Source organism: Kitasatospora sp. NPDC051170, assembly GCF_044455705.1.
Classification (GTDB): Bacteria; Actinomycetota; Actinomycetes; order Streptomycetales; family Streptomycetaceae; genus Kitasatospora.
Map to the genome: position 1 here is coordinate 12,068 of NZ_JBITFA010000019.1, position 24,597 is coordinate 36,664.

Sequence of the window (24,597 nt, forward strand, 5' to 3'; positions counted from 1 at the left end):
CGATGCTCCGGTAGATCGCGGAGCGACGCGAGTGCTTTTCCGGGGCGTTCACGGGTGCCGACGGGCTCTTCACGCGTGCCGAGGGGCCGTCCACGCGTCCCGAGGGGCCGTTCATGCGTGCCGGCGGGCCGGGACGGGCACCCGGGCGAGGTCCTCGGCGAGGACCAGCTCCCCGTCGAAGTGCTTGCGGGCGTCGGCCAGGTGCTGGCCGAGGTCGGGGTAGCGCTGGGAGAAGTGGGTCAGCACCAGGGTGCGGGCCCCGGCCTCGGCGGCGACCTTGGCGGCCTGCCCGGCGGTGAGGTGGCCGTGGTCCTCGGCGAGGTGGGCGTCGGCGTCGGTGAAGGTCGCCTCGACGACCAGCAGGTCGGCGTCCTGCGCCAGCTCGTGGACGCCCTCGCAGAGCCGGGTGTCCATCACGAAGGCGAACTTCTGGCCGGGCCGCGGCTCGCTGACCTCGGCGAGGGTGACGGTGCGGCCGTCCACCTCGACGGATCCCTCGTGCTGCAGGCGCCCCACGGCCGGCCCGCGCACGCCGTGCGCGGCCAGCCGCTCGGGCACCAGCCGGCGCCCGTCGGGCTCGGTGAGGCGGTAGCCGAAGGACTCCACGGGGTGGTCGAGCCGGATCGCGTCCAGGGCGAAGCGGGCGCCGGGGGCGGGCAGCGGGCCGGGCTCGTCGATCGGGCGGGGGCGCAGCACGGCGGTCTCGTGGTAGGCGGTGGCGTGGCGCAGCCGCTCGAAGTAGACCTCGCCGGAGGCCGGGAAGTAGACGTCCACCGGGTGGGGGACGCGGTCCAGGTTGATCCGCTGGATCACCCCCGCGAGGCCCAGGCAGTGGTCGCCGTGGAAGTGGGTCACGGCGATCCGGGTGATCTGGGTGGCGGTGACCCCGGCGTGGAGCATCTGGCGCTGGGTGCCCTCGCCGGGGTCGAACAGCAGGCCCTCGCCGTCCCAGCGCAGGAGGTAGCCGTTGTGGTTGCGGTGCCGGGTGGGCACCTGGCTGGCGGTGCCGAGGACGACGAGTTCGCGCTGGGACACGTCAGACCATGCGCTCGGTCATCGACTTGCCGCCGAGCACGTGCACGTGGGCGTGGAAGACCGTCTGCCCGGCGCCCGCACCGGTGTTGAAGATCAGCCGGTAGTCGGCGACGCCCTCGTCCTCGGCCACCCGGCCCGCCTCGGCGAGGAGTTCACCGGCGATCTCCGGCTCGGCGGCGGCCAGCGCGGCGGCGTTCGGGTAGTGGACGTGCGGGATGACCAGGACGTGCACGGGGGCCTTGGGGGCGATGTCGCGGAAGGCCAGGACGCGTTCGGTCTTGCGCACCACCGTCGCCGGGATCTCGCCCGCCACGATCTTGCAGAACAGGCAGTCGGGCTGCGGCTCGCCGGCCATCGGTCTCTCCTCGGTTGAGCGGGTCCTGTGGTCCGTACGGGCGCAGCCTAGCCGAGCCGCGCGACCGCCTGCTCGTACTCCCGGAGGTGCTTCCAGCGCACCGCGCGCATACCGACGACGTCGCCCTCCCAGAGGTCGAACTCCTCGGACAGGAAGGAGAGTGCCAGGAGGACGAAGCCGACCAGCCACCGCAGGGACAGCCGCCAGGTGCGGGGCCGCGAGACGTCCTCGCTGCGGACCACCCGCATGGCCAGGACGCCCTTGCCGAGGCTGAAGCCGGTGAGGCGGGCCAGCAGCACCTGGTTGACGAAGGAGGCGAGCAGGCCGACGCCGACGAACGCCGCCCAGAAGGGCACGACCCCGAGACCACTGTGGTGGGTGGCGGCGTGGCCGACCGCGTGCGCGACCGGGTGGGCCTCGCGCGCCTTCTCCGTGGCCATGGCGGCGGAGAACCCGAGGGTGAGGGCGAGGGCGAAGTCGAGCACGATCGCCAGGAAGCGCCGCCCGGCGTACGCCTCCTCGGGGCACTTCGGGCGTTCGGGCCCCGCGTACTGCTGCGGCGGGTAGGGCTGCTGCGGCTGCGCGTACTGCTGCGGCGGGTACGGGTTCTGACCGTACGGCTGCTGCGGCTGCTGGGGGTACGGCTGCGGCTGCTGGGGCTGCGGGGCGTACGGGTTCGGCCCGTAGCCGTACGGCTGTTGCGGCTGCTGCGGGTGCTGCGGATACGGCTGCGGCTGCTGGCCGTAGTACTGCTGCTGCGGTGGCGGATAGCCCTGTGCCATGTGCTCCCCCGTGAGCGGTCGGTCAAGATCGAGAACAGCCCCGCATCCTACCCACGGCCCGCACGGCGGTTCGGAGCGGGAAGCCGTCCCCGGCTTCCCGCTCCGAACCTTCACACCGCTGCTCCCCTACTCCCCCGGCCGCGCCGGCCCCCTGCGCGCCGGGTTCTCGGCCAGGGCGGCGAGGGCGATGCGCACGCCCTCGGCGAGCTGCGGGTCCGAGCCCTGCGCCCAGTGGTGCGGGGCGAAGGGCACCTCGACGTCCGGGTCGGCGCCGTGGTTCTCCAGGCCCCAGCCGTAGTTCTCCAGCCAGAACGCGTACTTGGGCTGGGTGACGAGCGTGCCGTCGACGAGCCGGTAGCGGCTGTCGATGCCGATCACCCCGCCCCAGGTGCGGGTGCCGACCACCGGTCCGATGCCCAGCGCCTGGATCGCGCCGTTGACGACGTCGCCGTCCGAACCCGAGAACTCGTTGGCGAGGGCGACCACCGGCCCGCGCGGGGCGTCCATCGGGTACGGCACGGGGTGGTCGGTGTCCCGGGCGACGTTCCAGCCGACGATGCGGCGGGCGAGCTTCTCGATCACCAGCTGGGAGGTGTGGCCGCCGCGGTTCTCCCGGATGTCGACGATCAGGCCCTCCCGGGCCATCTCGGTGGTCAGGTCGCGGTGCAGCTGCGCCCAGCCGGCCGACTGCATGTCGGGGATGTGCAGGTAGCCGAGCCGCCCGCCGGACAGCTCGCGCACGGCGGCGCGGCGCCCGGCCACCCAGTCGTGGTAGCGCAGCGGCTCCTCGTCGGCGAGCGGGACGACGACGGGGTGGCGCCGGTCGGTGCCGTCCTTGCCCGCGACGGTCAGCTCGACGGGCTGCCCGGCGGTGCCGGCCAGCAGCGGCGCCGGGCCGGTGACCGGGTCCACCGGGCGGCCGTTGACGGCGAGGACGGCGTCGCCGGGGCGGATCGCGGCGCCGGGCGCGGCCAGCGGCGAGCGGGCCCTGGGGTCGGAGGACTCGCCGGGCAGGATGCGGGCGATCCGCCAGCGGTCGCCGTCCTTGACCAGGTCGGCGCCCAGCAGGCCCTGGCGGCGGGCGGGTTCGGTGTAGCGGCCGTACGGGAGCACATAGGCGTGGGAGGTGCCGAGTTCGCCGTGCACCTCCCAGAGCAGGTCGACGAGCTCGTCGTGGGAGCCGACCCGCTCGACCAGCGGCCGGTAGCGTTCCAGCACGCCGGCCCAGTCGACGCCGCCGAGGTCGGGGCGCCAGAAGTTGTCGCGCATCAGGCGGCCGTTCTCGTCGTACATCTGGCGCCACTCGGCGCCCGGGTCGACGCTCACCCGCAGCCGGGCGAGGTCGACGGTGGTCTCGTCGTCCTCGCCGCCGGCCTTGTGGTCGGCGGGGACGATCCGCAGCTCGCCCTCGTCCACCACGGCGACCCTGCCGCCGTCCCCGCTGACCGCGAAGTCGTCGAGGCCGTGGACGAGTTGCTCGACGCGGCGCTTCCTGAGGTCGAAGCGCTCCAGCACCGGCCGGGGCCGATCGGCGTCCAACGAGGCCGCGTCGTCGCCCAGTTCGCCGAGCAGCGGGGCCCTGGTCCACAGCACGCCGTCCTTGGCGGCGCGCAGCCGGCCGAAGCGGCCGCCCTCGACGGGGAAGGGCACGATCCGGTCGACGATGCCGTCCAGGTCGACCCGGGTGACCGGCGGGCTGTCGGCCGAACCCTCCTCGGCGTCGGCCTTCTTGGCGCGCGGCTCGTCCTCCTCGCCGCCCAGCGGGCGCCCGGAGCGCTGCGGCCCGAACGGGGAGGGGGTGTCGGCGGCCAGGGTGATCAGGTACGGGCGGCAGCCGCCGGGGAAGGCCAGGTCGAAGCCGTGGGAGTCGTACACCGGGTCGAAGTTGCGCACCGAGAGGAAGGCCAGGTAGCGGCCGTCGGCGGTGAAGGCCGGCGAGGAGTCGTGGAAGCGCTGCTGGGTGGCCTCGCTCACCGTTCGGGTGGCGAGGTTGGCCAGCACGATCTGGCGCAGCGAGTACGGGCCGAGGCCGTGCACCGGGCGGGACCAGGCCAGCCAGGCGGAGTCCGGGCTGAACGCCAGACCGTCGACCTCGCCGTCGAGGCTGCGGTCCAGCTCGTGCACGGCGCCGTCGGCGAGGGCGACGAGCAACACCCGGCCGTCGTGCACGCCGATCGCGGCCTGCTTGCCGTCCGGGGAGACGGCCAGCGCGTTGACCCGGCCCAGCTGCCCCGAGGCCAGGCGGCGGCGCTCGGCGCCCTGCACGGCGGGGGCGAACTCCAGGGCGTCCTCGCCCTCGGCGTCGGAGACCCACAGCACGCCCTGGGCGCCGTCCTCGCCGGGCACCACCCGGGCCAGGCGCCCGCGCACGCCGGGGGTCTCGTCCAGCACCCGGGCCGGGCCCTCGCGGTGGGTCAGCCAGTGGACGCCGCCGCGCACCACGACGGCGCTGGCGCGGCCGGTGCGGTCGGGCGCGACGGTCTCCAGCCAGTGCGCGGCGGGCACCGGGCGCCGGCGGCGGCCCGTACGGGGGCCGGCCAGGCGCAGGTCCAGGCGGCGCGGGGCGGCGCCGTCCAGGTCGTCCAGCAGCCAGAGTTCGCCCGCTCGGTGGAAGACGACCCGGGTGCCGTCGGTGGTGGCGTTGCGGGCGTAGAAGCCGTCCGGGTCGGCGGTGTGGCGGCGCAGGTCGGAGCCGTCCGGCAGGCTGGACCAGAGCTCGGAGACGCCCTCGTGGTCGGAGAGGAACGCGATCCGGCCGCCCACCCACATCGGGGAGTCGAGCTGCCCGTCGAGGCCCTCGTGGACGCGGGCGAACTCGCCGCCCTCCTCGCCGAGCCACAGCTTGCCCGCCCGGCCGCCGCGGTAGCGCTTCCAGTGGGCGGGCTCGCGGTTGTTGGAGGCCAGCAGCACGCGGGCGCGCTGGTCGTCGGAGGCCGCGCTCCGCTGCTCGAAGGCCAGGGCGCCGACCGGCCCGTACGGCAGCCGCTGCGGCTCGCCGCCGTCCAGGGGCACCGCGTACGCCCAGGTGCGGCGCAGGCTGGCCTCACCGGCGGAGGTGGAGGCGATCGGGCGGCCGTCCGCCGTCCAGCCCTGCACCCGGGTCTGGTCGCTGCCCCAGTGGGTGAGCCGCCGCGAGGGCCCGCCCTCCACCGGCAGCACGTGCACCTCGGGGGCGCCGTCCCGGGTGGAGGAGAAGGCCAGCCGGCTCCCGTCCGGGGAGAAGCGGGGGTGGTGGACCGGCAGGTGGTCGGCCGTCAGCCGCCAGGCCCGGCCGCCGTCGAGCGGGGCGAGCCAGAGGTCGTCCTCGGCGACGAAGGCGACCAGGTCACCGTGCAGGTGGGGGTGGCGCGGATAGGCGCCCGCGGGGGTGCTCAGGGAGTCCGTCACCCGGCCAGCCTAGGCAGCCGCCCGGGCCGAGGAGCTCGGTTTGCCGCCAAAAAATCAGATGGAGCTCACGACCAGCGGCCGGTACGCCCCAGCAGCAGCGCGCCCGCCGCCACCCCGGCGGTGGAGGTGCGCAGCACGGAGGACCCCAGCCGGTACGGCTTCGCGCCCGCCTCGGCGAAGGCCGCCAGCTCCTCCGGGGAGACCCCGCCCTCCGGCCCGACCACCAGCACCACGTCCCCGCCCTCGGGCAGGGCGGCCGACGCCAGCGGCTCGGCGCCCTCCTCGTGCAGCACCGCGGCGAACGCGGCCTCCCGCAGGACGGGCAGCAGCTGCCGGGTGGTCATCAGGTCCCCCACCTCGGGGAAGCGCAGCCGGCGGGACTGCTTGCCCGCCTCCCGGGCGGTGGCCCGCCACTTGGCGAGCGCCTTGGCGCCGCGCTCGCCCTTCCACTGGGTGATGCAGCGCGAGGCCGCCCAGGGGATCACCGCGTCCACGCCGACCTCGGTCATGGTCTCCACCGCCAGCTCGCCCCGGTCCCCCTTGGGCAGCGCCTGGACGACGACGATGCGCGGCGCCGGCCGCTCCTCGCGGCGCACGGCGGCCACGGCCACGTCGATCGCGTCCTTGCCGTGCACCTCGGCGACGGTGCCGTCCACGCCCAGGCCCAGCCCGTCCGCCAGGGTGACGGCCTCACCGGCCGTCAGCCGCTTCACCGCCGCCGCGTGCCGCCCCTCGGGCCCGTCCAGGCGTACCAGCGCGCCGGGCGCGGCGGCGGCGATCCGCTCGGTCTCGACGACGAAGACGGGGGCGGTCATGGCGGGGGTACCTCCGGATGGGTGGGGACACGGAAGGGGTGCCGGGGAATCCCTCCCCGGCACCCCTCACGCAGCTGGACTAACGGCCGTTGAAGGCGTCCTTGAGGCGCGAGAACAGCCCCTGCTGGCCCGGCGCGAACTGCCCGGAGGGCCGCTCCTCGCCGCGCAGCACCGCGAGGCGGCGCAGCAGATCCTCCTGCTCGGGGTCGAGCTTGGTGGGCGTCTGCACCTCGACGTGCACTATCAGGTCGCCCCGGCCGCCGCCGCGCAGGTGGGTGATGCCCCGCCCGTGCAGCGGGATCGACTGGCCGGACTGGGTGCCGGGCCGGATGTCGACCTCCTCCAGGCCGTCCAGGGTCTGCAGCGGCACCTGGGTGCCGAGCGAGGCGGCCGTCATCGGGATGGTGACGGTGCAGTGCAGGTCGTCGCCGCGCCGCTGGAACACCGTGTGGGTGGTCTCGGCGATCTCCACGTACAGGTCGCCGGCCGGGCCGCCGCCGGGGCCGACCTCGCCCTCGCCGGCCAGCTGGATGCGGGTGCCGTTGTCGACACCGGCCGGGATCTTGACGGTCAGGGTGCGCCGGGCGCGCACGCGGCCGTCGCCGGCACACTCCGGGCACGGGGTCGGCACGACCGTGCCGAAGCCCTGGCACTGCGGGCAGGGGCGGGAGGTCATGACCTGGCCCAGGAAGGACCGGGTGACCTGCGAGACCTCGCCCTTGCCGCGACACATGTCACAGGTCTGCGCCGAGGTGCCGGGGGCCGCGCCCTCGCCGCTGCACGTGGTGCAGGTGACGGCCGTGTCGACCTGGAGCTCCTTGGTGGTGCCGAACGCGGCCTCCTCCAGGGTGATCTCCAGCCGGATCATGGCGTCCTGGCCCCGGCGGGTGCGCGAACGCGGGCCGCGCTGGCCCGCCGCGGCGCCGAAGAAGGCGTCCATGATGTCGGAGAAGCCGAAGCCCGCCGCGCCCGCGCCGAAGCCCGCTCCACCGCCGCCCGGGGACAACGGGTCCCCGCCGAGGTCGTAGACCTGGCGCTTCTGCGGATCGGAGAGCACCTCGTAGGCGGCGTTGATCTCCTTGAACCGCTCCTGCGTCTTCGGGTCCGGGTTGACGTCCGGGTGCAGTTCGCGTGCCAGGCGCCGGAACGCCTTCTTGATCTCGTCCTGCCCCGCATCCCGTCGGACGCCGAGTACCGCGTAGTAGTCCGTGGCCACCAAATGCTCCGCTTGTTCCGCCTGTAGTAGTGCTGCGATCGGACCCGTCAGCCGTCTGACGGGGGTTTGCTACGACTCGGCCAGGATCTGACCCACGTACCGTGCCACCGCTCGCACCGCCCCCATTGTGCCCGGGTAGTCCATCCGGGTCGGACCGATCACCCCCAGTTTGGCCACGCTCTCGTCGCCCGAACCGTAACCGACCGACACGACCGAGGTGGAATTCAGCCCCTCGTACGCGATCTCGCGGCCGATCCGGACCGTCATCCCCGCGTCCGCGGTCTCACCCAGGAGGCGGAGCAGGATCACCTGCTCCTCCAGGGCTTCCAGCACCGGCTGGATGGTCAGCGGGAAGTCGTGCCCGAAGCGGGTCAGGTTGGCCGTGCCGGCCAGCATGATCCGCTCCTCGTTCTGCTCGGCGAGCGCCTCGAACAGCGTCGCCAGGACGGTGGTGACCGTCGGCCGGTCCGGCTGCTCGAACCCCGCCGGCAGCTCCTCCAGGAGCCCCGGCACGTCCGGCAGCCGCTGGCCGGCGGCCCGCGCGTTGATCCGGGCCCGCAGGTCCGCGAGAACCGTCTCGCCGACCGTGCCCGGGCAGTCGACCATCCGCTGCTCGACCCGGCCGGTGTTGGTGATCAGCACGAGCATCACCTTCGCCGGGGCCAGGGCCACCAGCTCGATGTGCCGCACGGTGGAGCGGGTCAGCGAGGGGTACTGCACCACGGCGACCTGCCGGGTGAGCTGGGCGAGCAGGCGCACCGTACGGGCGACCACGTCGTCCAGGTCGACGGCGCCGTCCAGGAAGTGCCGGATCGCCCGGCGCTCGGGGGCGCTCATCGGCTTCACCTCGGCGAGGCGGTCCACGAACAGGCGGTAGCCCTTGTCGGTGGGGATGCGCCCCGCGCTGGTGTGCGGCTGGTGGATGTACCCCTCCTCCTCCAGCGCCGCCATGTCGTTGCGCACCGTCGCCGGGGACACGCCGAGGTTGTGCCGTTCCACCAGGGCCTTGGAGCCGACCGGCTCCTCGGTACCCACGTAGTCCTGGACGATGGCGCGCAGCACGGCCAGCTTGCGTTCGTCCAGCTGGCGGACCTCACCGGCCATGGGGCACGCACCTCCCTCTTCGCACGTTGTCCGTCCGTGTCCCTGTTTCGATGCCTGTCGCGATCCTCGAGGCCGCTCTCGGAGAGCCCCGACCCTGGCACTCTGCGCACACGAGTGCCAGAACCGTACCTGCCAGTGTAAGGCCCGGGCCTTCCCCCAGGAACGGCCCACCCGGGGTGATCCTGCCCGCAGTTCCGGGCCCGCACCCTCCGTCCCGGAACTCCCGGCGCGGGGGTGGTGCCCCGGGGCCGTCCGGGTGGCAGCATCGAAAGCGACGGCGAATGGAGGAGCAAGCGATGTCGAGCTCGGGCCAGCACACCCGTTTCGCGCCGGACCGCGGCCTGACCGGCCGCATGGTGGCGACGATGTTCGTGATCGGGCTGCTGTACGTCGGTTTCACAGGCCTGCTGATCGTGCTGCTGCGCGGGGCCTGGCCGCTGATCGTCCTGATCTCCGGCGGGCTGTTCGTGGCCCAGTTCTGGTTCAGCGACAAGATCACCGAACGGGCCATGGGCGCCCACCCGGTGAGCCCCGAACAGTACCCCCAACTGCACGGCACGATCGACCGGCTCTGCGCGCTGGCCGACATGCCCAAACCCCGCGTGGCGGTCGCCGACAACGACATGCCCAACGCCTTCGCCACCGGACGCAACCCGCAGAAGGCGGTGGTCTGCGTCACCACCGGGCTGCTGCGCCGGCTCGAACCCGAGGAACTCGAGGGCGTCCTCGCCCACGAGCTCTCCCACGTCGCCCACCGCGACGTCGCGGTCATGACCGTCGCCGGATTCCTCGGCGTGCTCGCCGGAGCCATGACCAGGATCGCCATGTACGGCGGCTTCATGGGCGGCGGGCGCAACAACAACGACCAGAACGCGGCCATCGCGGCCCTGGTCATCCCCCTGGTGTCGATGGTCGTCTACGCCATCAGCTTCCTGCTCACCCGGCTCCTCTCCCGCTACCGCGAACTCGCCGCCGACCGCGCCGCCGCCCAGCTCACCGGCCGGCCCAGCGCCCTCGCCTCCGCCCTCACCAAGGTCACCGGGCAGATCGCGGCCATCCCCACCAAGGACCTGCGCCAGGCGCAGCCCTACAACGCCTTCTACTTCGCCCCCGCGCTCAGCGCCAAGGAGACCGCCTCGCAGCTGCTCTCCACCCACCCGTCGCTGGAGAAGCGGCTGGAACAGCTGGCGAAGATCTCCGAGCAGCTCGGGCGCTGAGCCCTCTTTCTCGACCCGGAAAGGACCGTCGTGGGATTCCTGGACACCCTGTTCGGCCGCACCAAGCCCGTCAAACCCGACCTCGACCAGCTCTTCGGCGTCCCCTCCGCCGCCCTCACCCTGGAGGCCGGCGCCGGGTTCCTGCCCACGGGGCTCGGCTCCGTCTGCTTCGCCGCCGTCGAGGGCGCGGCCTTCGTCCAGGTCGAACAACAGGTCCGGGCGCTGCTCGACGCCGACACCGAGCGGGGTGGGGTTCCCGTGGAGGCGTCCAAGGACGGCTACGGCTACTCCTGGCTGCTGGCGAGCCACAAGCCCGAGGAACTCCCCGAGCTGGTCAACGACCTGCACGCCGTCAACAGCGAGCTGGAGGCCAACGGTTTCGGCCCGCAGCTGCTCTGCTCCCTCGTGGGCTTCCGCAACGCCGAGGGGCAGTCGCTGGCCCTGGTCTACCTCTACAAGCGCGGCACCTTCTACCCGTTCGCGCCGATGCCCGGCGGCGGGGAACGGCGCAACAGCCCGCTGGAGCTCCAGATCAACGCGATGCTCGGCAACGACCTGCGGCTGGAGAAGGACCTCAGCCGGTGGTTCCCGCTGTGGGGCGCGCCGGGGCTGTGACGTACGCCTTGACGGCGGCGGCGAGGACCTTCTGCGAGTCCGTGGGCGGCTTCTGGTCGGGCGCCTGCTTCACCACGAGGACCACATCGCCCAGGCGGGCGAAGCCGCTGACCTCCTCGAACGGCTTCGAGTCGCCGGGGAAGGTCGACGTGAAGTGGATCAGGAAGCTGTCGTCGGCCGGCACCCCGGCCGGTGCGACGGAGGCGGTCTCCTGGACCTTCGTGCCGTCCGTGAACGTGGTCAGGTAGGAGCCGCAGCGCTGCGCGGTTGCGCGGATGGCATCCATCACCTCGGCCGCCCGGCCGGGCGCGTAACGGTCGAGCGACTCCCGGCCGAACCAGCCCATGTCCTCGGCGTCGGCAGATGTCCGTTCCAGGTCCGCCGCCACGTACTCCACAGGCGGGGCGTGCGTAGTCACGAACTCGTCGACCTCGAGCTCGTCGCACCGCAGGTCGGCGATGGCGGTGGGCGTGCCCGCGGCGGCGGTCGACGTCGGGTCGACCAGCACCCGGCCCAGCTTGAACCCCTCGGGCAGCCCGTCCTGGGTCAGCAAACCCTCGCGCAGGCTCTTCGGCGCAGGCGCCCGAGATGCCTCCTTCGGCCTCTCGGCCTTCTCGGCCGTACAGGCCGACGCTCCGAGCACCGCCAGAACGATCCCCACCACCGCGCCGTGACGTCCGCGCACCGATCCCCCACCCCCAGGACTCATGATCGCCCGTACTCTCCCACACGGCTGACCGTCCGTAGACTCGCGCCCATGCGCAGCCGCCAGTACGGACCAGACCTCACCCCGCCGTGGAAGAACCAGGCCCCCGCCCCTGAGGTGCCCGCCGAGCGGGACCTGGTGGTGGAGGAGGCGGCCACCGGCTTCTGCGGGGCGGTGGTGCGCTGCGAGAAGACGGCGGAGGGGTTCACCGTCACTCTGGAGGACCGCTTCGGCAAGCACCGGGTGTTCCCGATGGTGGCGCGCGGCTTCCTCCTGGAGGGCCGCGTCGTCACCCTGGTGCGCCCGGTAGCCGCCGCCCCTTCGGCCCCCGCCCGTACGGCCTCCGGCTCCCTCGCCGTCCCCGGCGCCCGCGCCCGCGTCGCCCGCGAGTCCCGCATCTACGTGGAGGGCCGGCACGACGCGGAACTCGTCGAACGCGTCTGGGGCGACGACCTCCGCATCGAGGGCGTCGTCGTCGAATACCTCCAGGGCATCGACGACCTGCCCGCCATCGTCGCCGAGTTCTCCCCCGGCCCGGAACGCCGCCTCGGCGTCCTCGTCGACCACCTGCTCCCTGGCACGAAGGAGCACCGCATCGCCAACCAGGTCACCGGCGACTCGGTGCTGGTCGTCGGCCACCCCTACATCGACATCTGGCAGGCCGTGAAGCCGTCGAGCGTGGGAATCCCCGCCTGGCCGGCGGTGCCGCGAGGAGAGGACTGGAAGGAAGGCACCTGCCGCCGCCTCGGCTGGCCCGTGGACACCCCGGCGGCGTGGAAGCACATCCTGTCGAAGGTGAACTCCTACAAGGACCTGGAGCCCGAACTCCTGGGGAGAGTAGAGGAATTGATCGACTTCACGGCCCTCCCGGACTGACTCCACGGCGCGTATATCCTATTCTGGAAACAGATATACGCCACCCTGGGAGGTCCGATGTCCCGCACTGTGATCGATCTCGACGACGAAGCGCTCGCCGATGCAGCCCGCTATCTCGGCACCACCACCAAGAAGGACACCGTCAACGCCGCGCTCCGGGAGATAGCGGACCGCAGACGCCGCGCGGCCGCGCTCGCCCGAATGCGCGAGATGGTGGCCGAAGGCGCGATCGACTTCTCCGTCATCGGCTACCCGGATGAGCCCGGCAAGGCCGCGAGGCCGGCCGCGTGAGCGAGGAGTTCCTGATCGACACCAGTGCGCTGGTGCGGCTGATGCGCGGCCAGACCGGATCGGCCTGGGACGAAGCGGTAACCGCTGGACTGGTCCTGCTGTGCGAGCCGGTCCGGCAGGAGTACCTGCGGGCGGTCGGCGGCCGGACCGCCTACTTCGAGGCGGTCGGCCTGCTGCGGGAGCTGTTCCCCTACCAACACCTGAGGGACAGCGCCTGGCAGGAGGCCGCCGAGCTCCAGGACCGGCTGGCACAGTCGAGTCGGCACCAGTGCGCCAGCCCGGTCGACCTCCTCGTGGCGGTCACTGCCGCACAGCACAAGCTGACCGTGCTGCACCAGGACGCCGATTTCGAAACCATCGCCGGGCTCACCGGCCAACCGGTCCGCCGGATCTGCTAGTCCACCAGATCCCGCACTACTGCGTCTGCCAACAGCCGCCCCTGGAGGGTGAGGGTGGCGTGGCCGCGCTCGTAGGAGTCCGGTGCCAGGAGGCCGTCGGCCCGGTGGCGGGCGGCGGCTTTGAGGCCGGTGGGGGTGAGCAGGGCCAGGGGGATGCCCTGTTCGAGGCGGAGTTCGAGGAGGATGCGCTCCACGCGGCGGTCCTCGTCCGTGAGGACCTCGCGGGCCTGGGCGGGGGTGCGGCCGTCGCCCAGGGACTGGGCGTAGGCGGCGGGGTGTTTGGCGTTCCACCAGCGGACGCCGCCGATGTGGCTGTGGGCGCCGGGGCCGGCGCCCCACCAGTCGGCGCCGGTCCAGTAGAGCTCGTTGTGGCGGCAGCGGCCCTCGGGGGTGGTGGCCCAGTTGGAGACCTCGTACCAGGAGTAGCCGGCAGCGGTGAGGGCCTCTTCGGCGATGAGGTAGCGGTCGGCGTGGACGTCGTCGTCGATCATCGGCAGTTCGCCGCGCTTGACGCGGGCGGCGAGGCGGGTGCCGTCCTCGACGATGAGGGAGTACGCGGAGACGTGGTCGGGTCCGGCGCCGATCGCGGCGTCGAGGGAGGCGCGCCAGTCGTCGTCGCTCTCGCCGGGGGTGCCGTAGATGAGGTCGAGGTTGACGTGGTCGAAGCCGGCCGCGCGGGCCTCGGCGACGCAGGCTTCGGGGCGGCCGGGGGTGTGGTGGCGGTCGAGCAGCTGGAGCACGTGGGGGCGGGCGCTCTGCATGCCGAAGGAGATCCGGGTGTAGCCGCCCTCGCGCAGTTCGGCGAGGTAGGCGGGGTCGACGGATTCCGGGTTGGCCTCGGTGGTGACCTCGGCGCCCTCCGCGAGCCCGAACTCGTCGCGGATGGCGGCGAGCATCTTCACCAGGTCCCGGGCGGGCAGCAGGGTGGGGGTGCCGCCGCCGAGGAAGACCGTCTCGACGGGCAGGTCGGTCTCCCCCAGCACGCGCCGGGCGAGGCGGATCTCCGCGACGACGTTGTCCGCGTACGTCTCCTGGGAGGCGACGGCGCCGGAGGAGCGCAGCTCGGTGGCGGTGTAGGTGTTGAAGTCGCAGTAGCCGCAGCGGCTGGCGCAGTAGGGCACGTGCAGGTAGAAGCCGAACGGCCGCGAGCCCAGCCCGGTGAGGGCGTGCGCGGGCAGGGAACCGTCGGACGGCACCGGGTCGCCGTCGGGGAGTGCGGAGGGCATGACCCCATTGTCCCGTACGGCCCGACCGATCCCGGCCGGGCCGTACGGGGAGCCTGGGCTCAGGCTTCGTTGGCGCCCGCGTACATCGCGGTGACGGCGTCCGCGTAGACCTTCTCGACCACCGGCCGCTTGATCTTCAGGCTGGGGGTGAGCTCGCCGTGCTCGATGTCGAGGTCGCGCGGCAGCAGGTGGAACCTCTTGATCGTCTGCCAGCGCTGGAGGTCGCCGTTGAGGGTGCGCACGAAGCCGTCGATCAGCTTCTGGACGGACGGGTCGGCGGTGACCTCGGCGTAGGACTTGCCGGCGAGGCCGTGCTCGGCGGCCCAGGGCATGATCACGGACTCGTCGAGGCCGATCAGCGCGGTGACGTAGTTGCGGCCGTTGCCGATCACCAGGATGTTGCTGACGAACGGGCAGATCGCCTTGAACTTGCCCTCGACCTCGCTGGGCGCGACGTACTTGCCGCCGGAGGTCTTGAACAGGTCCTTCTTGCGGTCGGTGATCCGCAGGAAGCCGTCGGCCGTGAGCTCGCCGATGTCCTCGGTGTGGAACCAGCCGTCGGCCTCCAGCACCTCGGCGGTCTTCTCGGGCAGGTTGTGGTAGCCGCGCATCACGCCGGGGCCGCGCAGCAGGATCTCGCCGTCCTCGGCGATGCGGACCTCGCTGCCGGGCAGGACGGTGCCGACGCTGCCGATGCGCACGTCGTCGGCGTGGTTGACGCAGATGCCCGCCGAGCTCTCGGTCAGGCCGTAGCCCTCCAGGACGGGCGCGCCGACGCCGGCGAAGAAGTAGCCGATCTCGGGGGCGAGGGCGGCGCTGCCGGAGACGGAGCCGCGCATCCGGCCGCCGAACGCGGCGCGGATCTTGCCGTAGACGAGCTTGTCGGCGACGGCGTGCTGCACCCGCAGGCCCAGCGGCGCGGCGTCGTGGCCGGTGGCGACCCGGCTGGCCTGGGTGGCCTTGGCGTACTCGCGGGCGACGCGGGCCGCCCACATGAAGATCTTGTACTTGGCGCCGCCCTCGGCCCGGGCCTTGCCGGCGATGCCGTTGTAGACCTTCTCGAAGATGCGCGGGGCGGAGGCCATCATGGTGGGCCGCACGACGGGCAGGTTGTGGATGATCCGGTCGACCCGGCCGTCCACGGCCATGACGTGGCCGGTGGCGATCTGGCCGCAGATGAGGCTCTTGCCGAAGACGTGGGAGAGCGGCAGCCACATGAACTGCACGTCGTCGTCGCGCAGCAGCCCGCTCTGCTCCTGGGCGCGGCCCTGGTAGGCCCAGCAGTCGTGGACCAGGCGCACGCCCTTGGGGCGGCCGGTGGTGCCGGAGGTGTAGATGAGGGTGGCGAGCTGCTCCTTGTCGAGGGCCGCGACGGCCTTCTCGATGGCGTCGGGGTGCTCGCTCAGGTACTCGGCGCCGAGGCGCTTCAGCTCGGCGAAGGTGAGCACCCGCAGGGTGCCGGTCTCCTCGGGCACCTCGCCGTCGAAGAGGACGGCGGTGCGCAGCTCGGGCAGCTGGGCGAGTTCGCCGACGACCTTGGCGAGCTGGGCGGGGTTCTCGACGAACAGGGCCCGGGAGCCGGAGTCGGAGAGGATGTAGGCCGACTCGTCGGCGTTGGTGCTCGGGTAGATGGCGGTGGTGGCCGCTCCGGCGCACATGTTGCCCAGGTCCGCGACGATCCACTCCAGCCGGGTGGAGGAGGTCAGGGCGACCCGGTCCTCCGGGGCGATGCCCAGGGACAGCAGGCCGGCGGCCACCGCGTAGACCTGTTCGGCGGTCTGCGCCCAGGTCACCGAGCGCCACTGCTCCGCCCCGGGGGCGCCGTCCGCGGCCTGCTCGTCGACCGGCGCGGGGTAGCGGTATGCCTCACCGTTCGGGGTGGCCGCGACGCGGTCCAGGAACAGGTGGGCGACGGAGGCGGGGCGCTGGGCGACGATGTCGGTGTTGCCGGAGCCGATCAGGGACTGCGCGGAACTCAACGAGGACCTCCGGGGGCGGGTGGCCGTTCGAGGGAATGGAGGGTTGGCGCCGTGGGGGCGGTCGCCGGCCCCGCCCGAAACCGGCGTGACACCGGCGCGGTACCGGCCGGTAACAAGGGGGCAACCAGCAGCCTAGGGGGAAACCGGTCATTCCGTAAGGGGGCGGCCCCAGGCGGCACCGCACCGTGACCTCGGTGCCCCGGGGCCGCGACGGCCCCGGGAAGGCCCCGGGAGGACGCTGCGAGGACACCGTGAGGGCGCCGCGAGGGCGAGAAGGGAGGGAGAGTACGGCAAAGCCCTGGCAAACTCACGGGCTGATCCTGCGAATCACCCGTACGAGCCCATCGAGGCACGAGAATTGGGATGCGAACCCCACCCGCCGACGACAAGAGTGTGCCAGTGCTGATCAGACTGCTCAGGGCGTACCTGCGCCCCTATTCCCGACCGATCACCCTGCTGGTGCTGCTCCAGCTGATCTCGACCCTCGCGGCGCTGTACCTGCCGACGCTCAACGCCGACATCATCGACAGCGGCGTGGTCAAGGGCGACACCGGCTACATCGTGCGCGTCGGCGCCGTGATGATCGGCGTGACCGTCATCCAGGCGCTCTGCTCCATCGGCGCCGTCTACTACGGCGCCCACACCGCCATGGCCTTCGGCCGCGACCTGCGCGCCGCCGTCTTCGACCGGGTGCAGAGCTTCTCCTCCCGCGAGACCGGCCAGTTCGGCGCGCCCTCGCTGATCACCCGCACCACCAACGACGTCCAGCAGGTCCAGATGCTGGCCCTGATGAGCTTCACGCTCATGGTGGCCGCGCCGATCATGTGCGTCGGCGGCATCATCATGGCCCTCAACCAGGACGTCCCGCTGTCCGGCCTGCTGCTGGCCGTCATCCCGGTGCTGGGCACCGTCGTCCTGCTGCTGGTGCGCTCTCTGCGCCCCAAGTTCCGCAGCATGCAGGAGAAGATCGACACCATCAACCGGGTGCTGCGCGAGCAGATCACCGGCATCCGCGTCATCCGCGCCTTCGTCAAGGACGGCCACGAGCAGGACCGCTTCGCCCGCTCCAACAAGGACTTCACCGACACCGCCCTCCAGGTCGGGCGGCTGATGTCCATCATGTTCCCGGCCGTGATGCTGGTCGTGAACGTCTCCAGCGTCGCCGTGCTCTGGTTCGGCGCGATGCGCATCGACAGCCACGACATGGAGATCGGCGCGCTGACCGCCTTCCTCTCCTACCTGATGCAGATCCTGATGAGCGTCATGATGGCCACCTTCATGTTCATGATGGTGCCGCGCGCCGAGGTCTGCGCCGAGCGCATCGAGGAGGTCCTGTCCACCTCCTCCAGCGTGGTGCCGCCCAGCGCGCCGATCACCGAGGTGCTGACCCACGGCAGCCTGCAGCTGCGCGACGTCGACTTCCGCTACCCCGGCGCCGAGGCGCCCGTCCTGCGCGGCATCGAGCTCACCGCCCGCCCGGGCGAGACCACCGCCGTCATCGGCTCCACCGGCAGCGGCAAGTCCACCCTGCTCGGCCTCGTACCCCGGCTCTTCGACGCCACCTCCGGGCAGGTCCTGCTCGGCGGGGTGGACGTGCGCGAGCTCTCCCCCGAGGCCATCGCCGAGACCGTCGGCCTCGTCCCGCAGAAGCCGTACCTGTTCACCGGGACCATCGCCGGGAACCTGCGCTACGGCAAGCCCGACGCCACCGACGAGGAGCTCTGGCACGCGCTGGAGGTCGCCCAGGCCAAGGACTTCGTCGAGAAGCTCCCCGAGGGCCTGGACGCCCCCATCGCCCAGGGCGGCAGCAACGTCTCCGGCGGCCAGCGCCAGCGCCTGGCCATCGCCCGCGCCCTGGTGCGCAAGCCCGACGTCTACCTCTTCGACGACTCCTTCTCCGCCCTCGACTACGCCACCGACGCCAGGCTCCGCAAGGCCCTCGCCCGGGAGACCTCCGAGGCGGCCGTCCTGATCGTCGCCCAGCGCGTCTCCACCATCCGCGACGCCGACCGGATCATCGTCCTCGACGAGGGCGCCGTCGTCGGCACCGGCACCCACCGCGAACTCATGGCCGACAACCCGACGTACCGGGAGATCGTGCTCTCCCAGCTCACCGAGCAGGAGGCGGCGTGACCACCCCGAAGAAGAGCGGCCCCGACAGGAACGGCGGCCCCGGCAAGGGCGGCGGCCTCCCCGAGGACGGCGCCCCCGGCAAGGACGGCGCCGACGTTCCCAGCGACTCGCAGGCCGCCGCCGCCCGCAGAGGCCCCGCCGGGCCCGGCCGGTTCATGGGCGGCCAGGGCACCGAGAAGTCCATGGACTTCAAGGGCTCCGGCAAGCGCGTCCTCGGCCTGCTGCGCCCCGAACGCGCCCTGCTCTCCGGCGTGCTGGGCCTGGGCGTGCTCAGCATCGGCTGCGCCGTCACCGGCCCCAAGGTCCTCGGCGACGCCACCGACCTGATCTTCGCCGGCGTCGTCGGCGAACGCTTCGACCCGGGCATCACCAAGGAGCAGGCCGTCGCCGGGCTGCGCGCCCACGGCGACGGCGGTGTCGCCGACCTGCTCTCCGCCGTCGACTTCACCCCCGGCCACGGCATGGACTTCGGCGCCATCGGCGGCGTGCTGCTGTGGGTGCTGGCGATCTACGTCGCCTCCGCCGTGTTCGGCATCGTCCAGGGGCGTCTGGCCACCACCGCCATCCAGCGCGCGGCCTTCCGGCTGCGCCAGGACGTCGAGGCCAAACTCGCCCGGCTGCCGCTGAGTTACTTCGACCAGCAGCCGCGCGGCGAGGTGCTGAGCCGGGTCACCAACGACATCGACAACATCGGCCAGTCCATGCAGCAGACCATGGGACAGGTCGTCAACTCGCTGCTGACCGTCGTCGGCGTGCTCGCGATGATGTTCTGGATCTCCCCGCTGCTGGCCGTCATCGCCCTGGTCACCGTGCCGGTGTCGGTGGTCGTGGCCGCCAAGGTCGGCAAGCGGGCGCAGCCGCAGTTCGTCCGGCAGTGGTCGTCCACCGGCAAGCTCAACGCGCACATCGAGGAGATGTACACCGGGCACACCCTGGTCAAGGTCTTCGGACGGCAGAAGGAGGCCGCCCAGACCTTCGCCGAGCACAACGAGGCCCTGTTCCAGTCCAGCTTCCGGGCCCAGTTCATCTCCGGGATCATCCAGCCCGCGATGATGCTGATCGGCAACCTGCAGTACGTGCTGGTCGCGGTGGTCGGCGGCCTGCGGGTGGCGAGCGGCGCGCTGTCCATCGGCGACGTGCAGGCGTTCATCCAGTACTCGCGGCAGTTCAGCCAGCCGCTGACCCAGGTCGCCAGCATGGCCAACCTGGTGCAGTCCGGCGTCGCCTCCGCCGAGCGGGTCTTCGAACTGCTCGACGCCCCCGAGCAGACCCCCGAACCGGCCATGCCCGAGCGGCCCGACACGGTGCGCGGGCGGGTCGCCTTCCAGGACGTCTCGTTCCGCTACGAGGCGAACAAGCCCCTCATCGAGGACCTCTCCCTCAAGGTCGAGCCCGGCCAGACCGTCGCCATCGTCGGCCCCACCGGCGCCGGCAAGACCACCCTGGTCAACCTGCTGATGCGCTTCTACGAGGTCAGCGACGGGCGGATCACCCTCGACGGGGTCGACATCGCCGCGATGTCCCGCGAGGAGCTGCGCTCGGGCATCGGCATGGTCCTCCAGGACACCTGGCTGTTCGGCGGCAGCATCGCCGACAACATCGCGTACGGGGCCTCGGGCGCCACCCGCGAGCAGGTCGTCGAGGCCGCCAAGGCCGCCCACGTCGACCGGTTCGTCCGGACCCTGCCCGACGGCTACGACACCGTCATCGACGACGAGGGCACCGGCGTCAGCGCCGGCGAGAAGCAGCTGATCACCATCGCCCGGGCGTTCCTCGCCCAGCCGTCCATCCTGGTGCTGGACGAGGCGACCAGCTCCGTCGACACCCGGACCGAGGTGCTGATCCAGCGGGCCATGGCCCGGCTGCGCACCGGGCGGACCAGCTTCGTGATCGCGCACCGCCTCTCCACCATCCGGGACGCGGACGTGATCCTGGTGATGGAGAACGGCTCGATCGTCGAGCAGGGCACCCACGACGAGCTGATCGCCGCCGACGGGGCCTACGCGCGGCTCTACCAGGCGCAGTTCGCGGAGGCCGTGGCCGAGGTCGACTGACGCCCCCTCGATCGAAGGGCCGGGCGGGGACTCCTTGGATTCCAGGAGTCCCCGCCCGGCCCTTCGCGGTTCCCGGCGGTGCTTCTCAGCGGACGGCCCCCTTCGCTACCGTGGCCCCGTGACCGCCCAGCCCAGCGCCCCCGGCCCCTCCGGCTCCGGCTCCTCCGGCTCCGGCTCCTCCGGCTCCGGCTCCTCCGGCTCCGACGCGTTCGAGAGCAACCGCCGCTACCTGGGCTCCATCGCCTACCGGCTGCTCGGCTCCTTCGCCGACGCCGAGGACGTCCTCCAGGACGCCTGGCTGCGCTGGCAGGCCGCCGACCGCACCGCCGTCGACGACCCGCGCGCCTACCTCGCCACCGTGGTCACCCGGCTCTGCTACGACCAGCTCGGCTCCGCCCGGGCCCGCCGCGAGGCGTACTACGGCGAGTGGCTGCCCGAGCCGTCCGTCTCCTACGCGAGCGCCCCCGCCGCCCCCGACGAGCTGGCCGAACGCGGCGAGTCCGTCTCCCTCGCCCTGCTCGCCGTCCTCGAACAGCTCACCCCGGCCGAACGGGCCGCCTTCGTCCTGCACGACGTCTTCGCCGTCGGCTTCGAGGACATCGCCACCTCCCTGGACCGCACCCCCGACGCCACCCGCCAGCTCGCCTCCCGCGCCCGCCGCCGGGTCAGGGACGGTGCCCGGCACCCCGGCACCGACCCGGCCGAGCACCGCCGGGCCGTGGAAGCCTTCGTCGCCGCCAGCACCCGGGGCGACATCCTGGGCCTGATGGAGATCCTCGACCCGGACGTGGTCTGGCACGCCGACGGCGGCGGCATCGTCCGCGCCGCCGCCCGTCCCGTCCACGGCGCCGAGAAGGTGGCCCGCCTGGTGGCCGGCTCGGTGGGCAAGTGGTTCACCCCCGAGTACGGGATCCGCTTCGCGACCGTCAACGGCGAACCGGGCATGGTCTGGTACGAGAAGGCCACCGGCACCGTCGTCGGCGTGGTGGCCTTCGCCCTGGCCGACGGGCGGATCGCCGCGGCCTACGTCGTGGCCAACCCCGAGAAGCTCACCCGGATCGACCCCGTCCCGGGTGTGTGACGCGGGTCACCGTCACATCCCCGGCGGCCGCGTCGTCCCCCTCCCGAACAGCGCTCCACCGGAGCGACCTCGCGAGGAGGCGGACGAGATGAGCAGCAGCACCACCACCGGCAAGCGGATCGTCGTACTGGGCGCCGGGTACGCCGGACTCAGCGCGGCCAAGGGCGCCGGACGGCACCGCACCGTCACCCTGGTCGCCCCCGAGGAGCGGCTCCTGCACCGCATCCGCCAGCACGAGACCGCCGCCGGCCGCGGCCGCGACTGGCCCGCCCTCGGCGACCTCGCCCGCGGCCGCCGGATCGAGCACCGCCGCGCCCGGGCCGTCGAGATCGACCCGGACGGGCACAAGGTCCGCCTGGACGACGGCACCACCCTCGGCTACGACACCCTCGTCCACGCCCTCGGCAGCCGCACCGCCTGGCACGGCGTCCCCGGCGCCGTCGAGCACGCCCACCCCGTGGAGCGCGCCGCCGAGGTGCGGCGCCTCATCCGCGAGGCCGACCGCCCCGGCACCCTGGCCGTCGTCGGCGGCGGCGCCACCGGCATCGAGCTCGCCACCGAACTCGCCGAGGCCCACCCCGGCTGGACGGTGCGGATCGTCGCCGCCGGGCAGGTCGGCGGGATCTACTCGCCCAAGGGCCGCGCCCACATCCGTCGCGTCCTCGACCGCCTCGGCGTCGCCGTCCACGAGAACGCCACCGTCACCGAGGTCGCCCCGGGCGGGCTGCGCACCACCGCCGGGCCGGTCGAGGCCGACCTCACCGTGTGGGCCGCCTCGATGGAGCCGCACCCGCTGGCCGCCGAAGCCGGACTCGCCGTGGACGAGCGCGGCCGCGCCCTGGTCGACGACCACCTGCGCTCGCTCTCGCACCCCGACGTCCACGTGATCGGCGACGCCGCCGCCGTCACCGTCCCCGGCGTCGGCACCCTGCGGATGGGCTGCGCCACCGCCCTGCCGCAGGGCCGGTACGTCGGCAGGCTGCTCGCCGGGCGCACCTCGAAGCCGTTCTCGTTCAGGTACACCGCGCAGTGCCTGAGCCTCGGCCGGCGGGACGGGCTGCTCCAGCTCGTCCACGCGGACGACTCGATGAAGCCCACCGTCCTCACCGGCACCGCGGGGCGGCTGGTCAAGGCCGGGATCGTCGGCGGCGTCCTCAGCGCGCTCAGGTAAGCGCGCTCAAGTAAGCACGCTCACGTAGCCGAAAGGGCCCTGGGAGGATTGTGTCCTCCCAGGGCCCTTCGCGGGTCCTTCTCTACTTCTTGTCCTTCGGCGACTCGGCGTCCGTGGACAGCGCGGCGATGAAGGCTTCCTGCGGAACCTCCACGCTGCCGACCATCTTCATCCGCTTCTTGCCTTCCTTCTGCTTCTCCAGCAGCTTGCGCTTACGCGAGATGTCACCGCCGTAGCACTTGGCGAGGACGTCCTTGCGGATCGCGCGGACGGTCTCGCGGGCGATCACCCGGGAGCCGATCGCGGCCTGGATCGGCACCTCGAACTGCTGGCGCGGGATGAGCTTCTGCAGCTTGCCGGCCATCATCACGCCGTAGCCGTACGCCTTGTCCTTGTGCACGATCGCGGAGAAGGCGTCCACCGGGTCGCCGTGCAGCAGGATGTCGACCTTGACCAGGGCGGCGGTCTGCTCGCCGATGGGCTCGTAGTCGAGCGAGGCGTAGCCGCGGGTCTTGGACTTCAGCTGGTCGAAGAAGTCGAAGACGATCTCGGCGAGCGGCAGGGTGTAGCGCAGCTCGACGCGGTCCTCGGACAGGTAGTCCATGCCCTGGAGGTTGCCGCGGCGGGACTGGCACAGCTCCATGATCGCGCCGACGAACTCGTTGGGCGCCAGGATGGTGCCGCGCACGATCGGCTCGTACACCTCGGCGATCTTGCCGGTGGGGAACTCGCTCGGGTTGGTGACGGTGTGCTCGGTGCCGTCCTCCATGACCACCCGGTAGACCACGTTCGGGGCGGTGGAGATCAGGTCGAGGTTGAACTCGCGCTCCAGGCGCTCCCGGATGATCTCCAGGTGCAGCAGGCCGAGGAAGCCGACGCGGTAGCCGAAGCCGAGGGCGACCGAGGTCTCCGGCTCGTACACCAGGGCGGCGTCGTTCAGGCGCAGCTTGTCCAGGGCGTCGCGCAGCAGCGGGTAGTCCGAGCCGTCCAGCGGGTACAGGCCGGAGAACACCATCGGACGCGGGTCCTTGTAGCCGCCCAGCGCCTCGGTGGCGCCCTTGTGCATCGAGGTGATCGTGTCACCGACCTTGGACTGCCGGACGTCCTTCACACCGGTGATGATGTAGCCCACCTCGCCGACGCCCAGGCCGTCCGCGACCTTCGGCTCGGGCGAGATGACGCCGATCTCCAGCAACTCGTGGGTGGCGCCGGTGGACATCATCGCGATGCGCTCGCGCTTGGTCAGCTGGCCGTCCACGACACGGACGTAGGTGACCACGCCGCGGTAGGAGTCGTACACCGAGTCGAAGATCATCGCGCGGGCCGGGGCGTCCTTGACGCCGACCGGGGCCGGGACGGTGTTGACGATGTGGTCGAGCAGGTCCTCGACGCCCAGGCCCGTCTTGGCGCTGACCTGGAGCACGTCCGAGGGGTCGCAGCCGATGATGTGGGCGATCTCCGCGGCGTACTTCTCCGGCTGGGCGGCCGGGAGGTCGATCTTGTTGAGCACCGGGACGATCGTGAGGTCGTTCTCCAGCGCCAGGTACAGGTTGGCGAGGGTCTGCGCCTCGATGCCCTGGGCCGCGTCGACCACCAGGATGGTGCCCTCGCAGGCCGCCAGGGAACGGGACACCTCGTACGTGAAGTCCACGTGACCCGGGGTGTCGATCATGTTGAGGATGTGCGTCGTACCGGCGCCCGGCCCCGTCTTCGGGGCCCACGGGAGGCGGACCGCCTGCGACTTGATGGTGATGCCGCGCTCGCGCTCGATGTCCATGCGGTCGAGGTACTGGGCGCGCATCTGCCGGGGGTCGACGACGCCGGTGATCTGCAGCATCCGGTCTGCGAGCGTCGACTTGCCGTGGTCGATGTGGGCGATGATGCAGAAGTTGCGGATCAGCGCCGGGTCGGTACGGCTGGGCTCTGGCACATTGCTGGGGGTCGCGGGCACCTTGGTCCGATTCTCCGTTGGTCCGTCCGGGGCCGGGGGCCGGATCATCGCTGACCGGCTCACCCGGGGACCGGACGGTCTCGTCCGATCGAAAGAGTTCCTCCCATCCTCCCACGACTGCGGGCCGGGGGGCCGTCCGGGAGCTCCCCCGCGGCCGGTTTGGGGCGGGCGGCGGCCCCCTGGTAGCGTGGTCAGCTGCACCTGG

Annotated in this window: 20 protein-coding genes; 9 read left to right on the forward strand and 11 right to left on the reverse strand. The window is 72.4% G+C overall.

Going from position 1 to position 24,597, the window contains the following annotated elements; translation table 11 throughout:
* Nucleotides 1-111 precede the first annotated feature (111 nt).
* The 7 genes from ACIBCA_RS31845 to hrcA all read right to left on the reverse strand — a co-directional run bounded on the left by ACIBCA_RS31845 (nt 112) and on the right by hrcA (nt 8,694).
* A complete protein-coding gene (locus ACIBCA_RS31845) occupies nt 112-1,035 on the reverse strand; it encodes a ribonuclease Z (protein WP_396286535.1) in 924 nt (307 codons plus the stop codon).
* A gap of 1 nt (nt 1,036) precedes the next feature.
* Nucleotides 1,037-1,390 (reverse strand): histidine triad nucleotide-binding protein, encoded by a 354-nt coding sequence (locus ACIBCA_RS31850; RefSeq protein WP_396286536.1) that lies wholly within the window; start codon nt 1,388-1,390, stop codon nt 1,037-1,039.
* A gap of 47 nt (nt 1,391-1,437) precedes the next feature.
* Nucleotides 1,438-2,172, reverse strand: coding sequence for an RDD family protein (locus tag ACIBCA_RS31855; protein ID WP_396286537.1), 735 nt, complete (start codon nt 2,170-2,172; stop codon nt 1,438-1,440).
* Nucleotides 2,173-2,298: 126 nt separating this feature from the next.
* Nucleotides 2,299-5,559 (reverse strand): PDZ domain-containing protein, encoded by a 3,261-nt coding sequence (locus ACIBCA_RS31860; RefSeq protein WP_396286538.1) that lies wholly within the window; start codon nt 5,557-5,559, stop codon nt 2,299-2,301.
* Between the two features lie 65 nt (nt 5,560-5,624).
* Complete coding sequence (locus tag ACIBCA_RS31865) at nt 5,625-6,374, reverse strand: 16S rRNA (uracil(1498)-N(3))-methyltransferase (RefSeq protein ID WP_396286539.1); 750 nt, start codon at nt 6,372-6,374, stop codon at nt 5,625-5,627.
* Nucleotides 6,375-6,453: 79 nt separating this feature from the next.
* Nucleotides 6,454-7,590 (reverse strand): molecular chaperone DnaJ, encoded by a 1,137-nt coding sequence (gene dnaJ, locus ACIBCA_RS31870; protein ID WP_031067888.1) that lies wholly within the window; start codon nt 7,588-7,590, stop codon nt 6,454-6,456.
* A 69-nt stretch (nt 7,591-7,659) separates the two neighbouring features.
* Nucleotides 7,660-8,694, reverse strand: coding sequence for a heat-inducible transcriptional repressor HrcA (hrcA, locus tag ACIBCA_RS31875; RefSeq protein ID WP_396286540.1), 1,035 nt, complete (start codon nt 8,692-8,694; stop codon nt 7,660-7,662).
* Nucleotides 8,695-8,990: 296 nt separating this feature from the next.
* On the opposite strand from hrcA, the gene htpX reads away from it, so the two are divergent.
* Together htpX and ACIBCA_RS31885 are read left to right on the forward strand one after the other, a co-directional pair.
* Nucleotides 8,991-9,911, forward strand: a complete 921-nt coding sequence (gene htpX, locus ACIBCA_RS31880) for a zinc metalloprotease HtpX (RefSeq protein WP_396286541.1) — start codon at nt 8,991-8,993, stop codon at nt 9,909-9,911.
* A gap of 30 nt (nt 9,912-9,941) precedes the next feature.
* Nucleotides 9,942-10,526, forward strand: a complete 585-nt coding sequence (locus ACIBCA_RS31885; protein ID WP_396286542.1) for a hypothetical protein — start codon at nt 9,942-9,944, stop codon at nt 10,524-10,526.
* Here ACIBCA_RS31885 and ACIBCA_RS31890 read toward each other — a convergent pair.
* Nucleotides 10,486-11,211, reverse strand: a complete 726-nt coding sequence (locus tag ACIBCA_RS31890; RefSeq protein WP_396286543.1) for a hypothetical protein — start codon at nt 11,209-11,211, stop codon at nt 10,486-10,488. The genes ACIBCA_RS31885 and ACIBCA_RS31890 overlap by 41 nt on opposite strands.
* Before the next feature lie 72 nt (nt 11,212-11,283).
* Here ACIBCA_RS31890 and ACIBCA_RS31895 point away from each other — a divergent pair, with 72 nt between their 5' ends.
* From ACIBCA_RS31895 to ACIBCA_RS31905, 3 genes are read left to right on the forward strand one after another with little or no spacing between them, the layout of a single operon-like run.
* Nucleotides 11,284-12,108, forward strand: coding sequence for a DUF3097 domain-containing protein (locus ACIBCA_RS31895; RefSeq protein WP_396286544.1), 825 nt, complete (start codon nt 11,284-11,286; stop codon nt 12,106-12,108).
* A gap of 57 nt (nt 12,109-12,165) precedes the next feature.
* A complete protein-coding gene (locus tag ACIBCA_RS31900; RefSeq protein ID WP_396286545.1) occupies nt 12,166-12,399 on the forward strand; it encodes a type II toxin-antitoxin system VapB family antitoxin in 234 nt (77 codons plus the stop codon).
* Nucleotides 12,396-12,797 (forward strand): PIN domain nuclease, encoded by a 402-nt coding sequence (locus ACIBCA_RS31905; RefSeq protein ID WP_396286546.1) that lies wholly within the window; start codon nt 12,396-12,398, stop codon nt 12,795-12,797. Before ACIBCA_RS31900 ends, ACIBCA_RS31905 begins: the two co-directional genes overlap by 4 nt.
* Here ACIBCA_RS31905 and hemW read toward each other — a convergent pair.
* Together hemW and ACIBCA_RS31915 are read right to left on the reverse strand one after the other, a co-directional pair.
* Nucleotides 12,794-14,023 (reverse strand): radical SAM family heme chaperone HemW, encoded by a 1,230-nt coding sequence (hemW, locus tag ACIBCA_RS31910; protein ID WP_396286547.1) that lies wholly within the window; start codon nt 14,021-14,023, stop codon nt 12,794-12,796. The genes ACIBCA_RS31905 and hemW overlap by 4 nt on opposite strands.
* 59 nt (nt 14,024-14,082) lie before the next feature.
* Nucleotides 14,083-16,002: an AMP-dependent synthetase/ligase gene (locus tag ACIBCA_RS31915; RefSeq protein WP_396286548.1), complete on the reverse strand. Its 1,920-nt coding sequence runs from the start codon at nt 16,000-16,002 to the stop codon at nt 14,083-14,085.
* Between the two features lie 399 nt (nt 16,003-16,401).
* Between ACIBCA_RS31915 and ACIBCA_RS31920 the strand changes: the two genes are divergently transcribed.
* The 4 genes from ACIBCA_RS31920 (at nt 16,402) to ACIBCA_RS31935 (ending at nt 22,441) form a co-directional block, all read left to right on the forward strand.
* On the forward strand, nt 16,402-18,135 hold the full coding sequence (locus ACIBCA_RS31920; protein WP_396286549.1) for an ABC transporter ATP-binding protein: 1,734 nt from the start codon (nt 16,402-16,404) through the stop codon (nt 18,133-18,135).
* 155 nt (nt 18,136-18,290) lie between these two features.
* Complete coding sequence (locus ACIBCA_RS31925) at nt 18,291-20,189, forward strand: ABC transporter ATP-binding protein (protein ID WP_396286649.1); 1,899 nt, start codon at nt 18,291-18,293, stop codon at nt 20,187-20,189.
* 118 nt (nt 20,190-20,307) lie between these two features.
* Nucleotides 20,308-21,270: an RNA polymerase sigma factor SigJ gene (sigJ, locus tag ACIBCA_RS31930; RefSeq protein WP_396286550.1), complete on the forward strand. Its 963-nt coding sequence runs from the start codon at nt 20,308-20,310 to the stop codon at nt 21,268-21,270.
* 88 nt (nt 21,271-21,358) lie between these two features.
* A complete protein-coding gene (locus ACIBCA_RS31935; RefSeq protein WP_396286551.1) occupies nt 21,359-22,441 on the forward strand; it encodes an NAD(P)/FAD-dependent oxidoreductase in 1,083 nt (360 codons plus the stop codon).
* 82 nt (nt 22,442-22,523) lie between these two features.
* Here ACIBCA_RS31935 and lepA read toward each other — a convergent pair whose 3' ends face one another.
* Complete coding sequence (lepA, locus tag ACIBCA_RS31940) at nt 22,524-24,392, reverse strand: translation elongation factor 4 (protein ID WP_396286552.1); 1,869 nt, start codon at nt 24,390-24,392, stop codon at nt 22,524-22,526.
* Nucleotides 24,393-24,597 lie beyond the last annotated feature (205 nt).

Excerpts from the sequence above, each read along its gene's own strand:
- ACIBCA_RS31850 (WP_396286536.1), bottom strand. The coding sequence starts at position 1,390 with ATGGCCGGCGAGCCGCAGCCCGACTGCCTGTTCTGCAAGATCGTGGCG.
- ACIBCA_RS31855 (WP_396286537.1), bottom strand. The coding sequence starts at position 2,172 with ATGGCACAGGGCTATCCGCCACCGCAGCAGCAGTACTACGGCCAGCAG.
- ACIBCA_RS31865 (WP_396286539.1), bottom strand. The coding sequence starts at position 6,374 with ATGACCGCCCCCGTCTTCGTCGTCGAGACCGAGCGGATCGCCGCCGCC.
- hrcA (WP_396286540.1), bottom strand. The coding sequence starts at position 8,694 with ATGGCCGGTGAGGTCCGCCAGCTGGACGAACGCAAGCTGGCCGTGCTG.
- htpX (WP_396286541.1), top strand. The coding sequence starts at position 8,991 with ATGTCGAGCTCGGGCCAGCACACCCGTTTCGCGCCGGACCGCGGCCTG.
- ACIBCA_RS31895 (WP_396286544.1), top strand. The coding sequence starts at position 11,284 with ATGCGCAGCCGCCAGTACGGACCAGACCTCACCCCGCCGTGGAAGAAC.
- ACIBCA_RS31900 (WP_396286545.1), top strand. The coding sequence starts at position 12,166 with ATGTCCCGCACTGTGATCGATCTCGACGACGAAGCGCTCGCCGATGCA.
- hemW (WP_396286547.1), bottom strand. The coding sequence starts at position 14,023 with ATGCCCTCCGCACTCCCCGACGGCGACCCGGTGCCGTCCGACGGTTCC.
- ACIBCA_RS31925 (WP_396286649.1), top strand. The coding sequence starts at position 18,291 with ATGGGCGGCCAGGGCACCGAGAAGTCCATGGACTTCAAGGGCTCCGGC.
- ACIBCA_RS31935 (WP_396286551.1), top strand. The coding sequence starts at position 21,359 with ATGAGCAGCAGCACCACCACCGGCAAGCGGATCGTCGTACTGGGCGCC.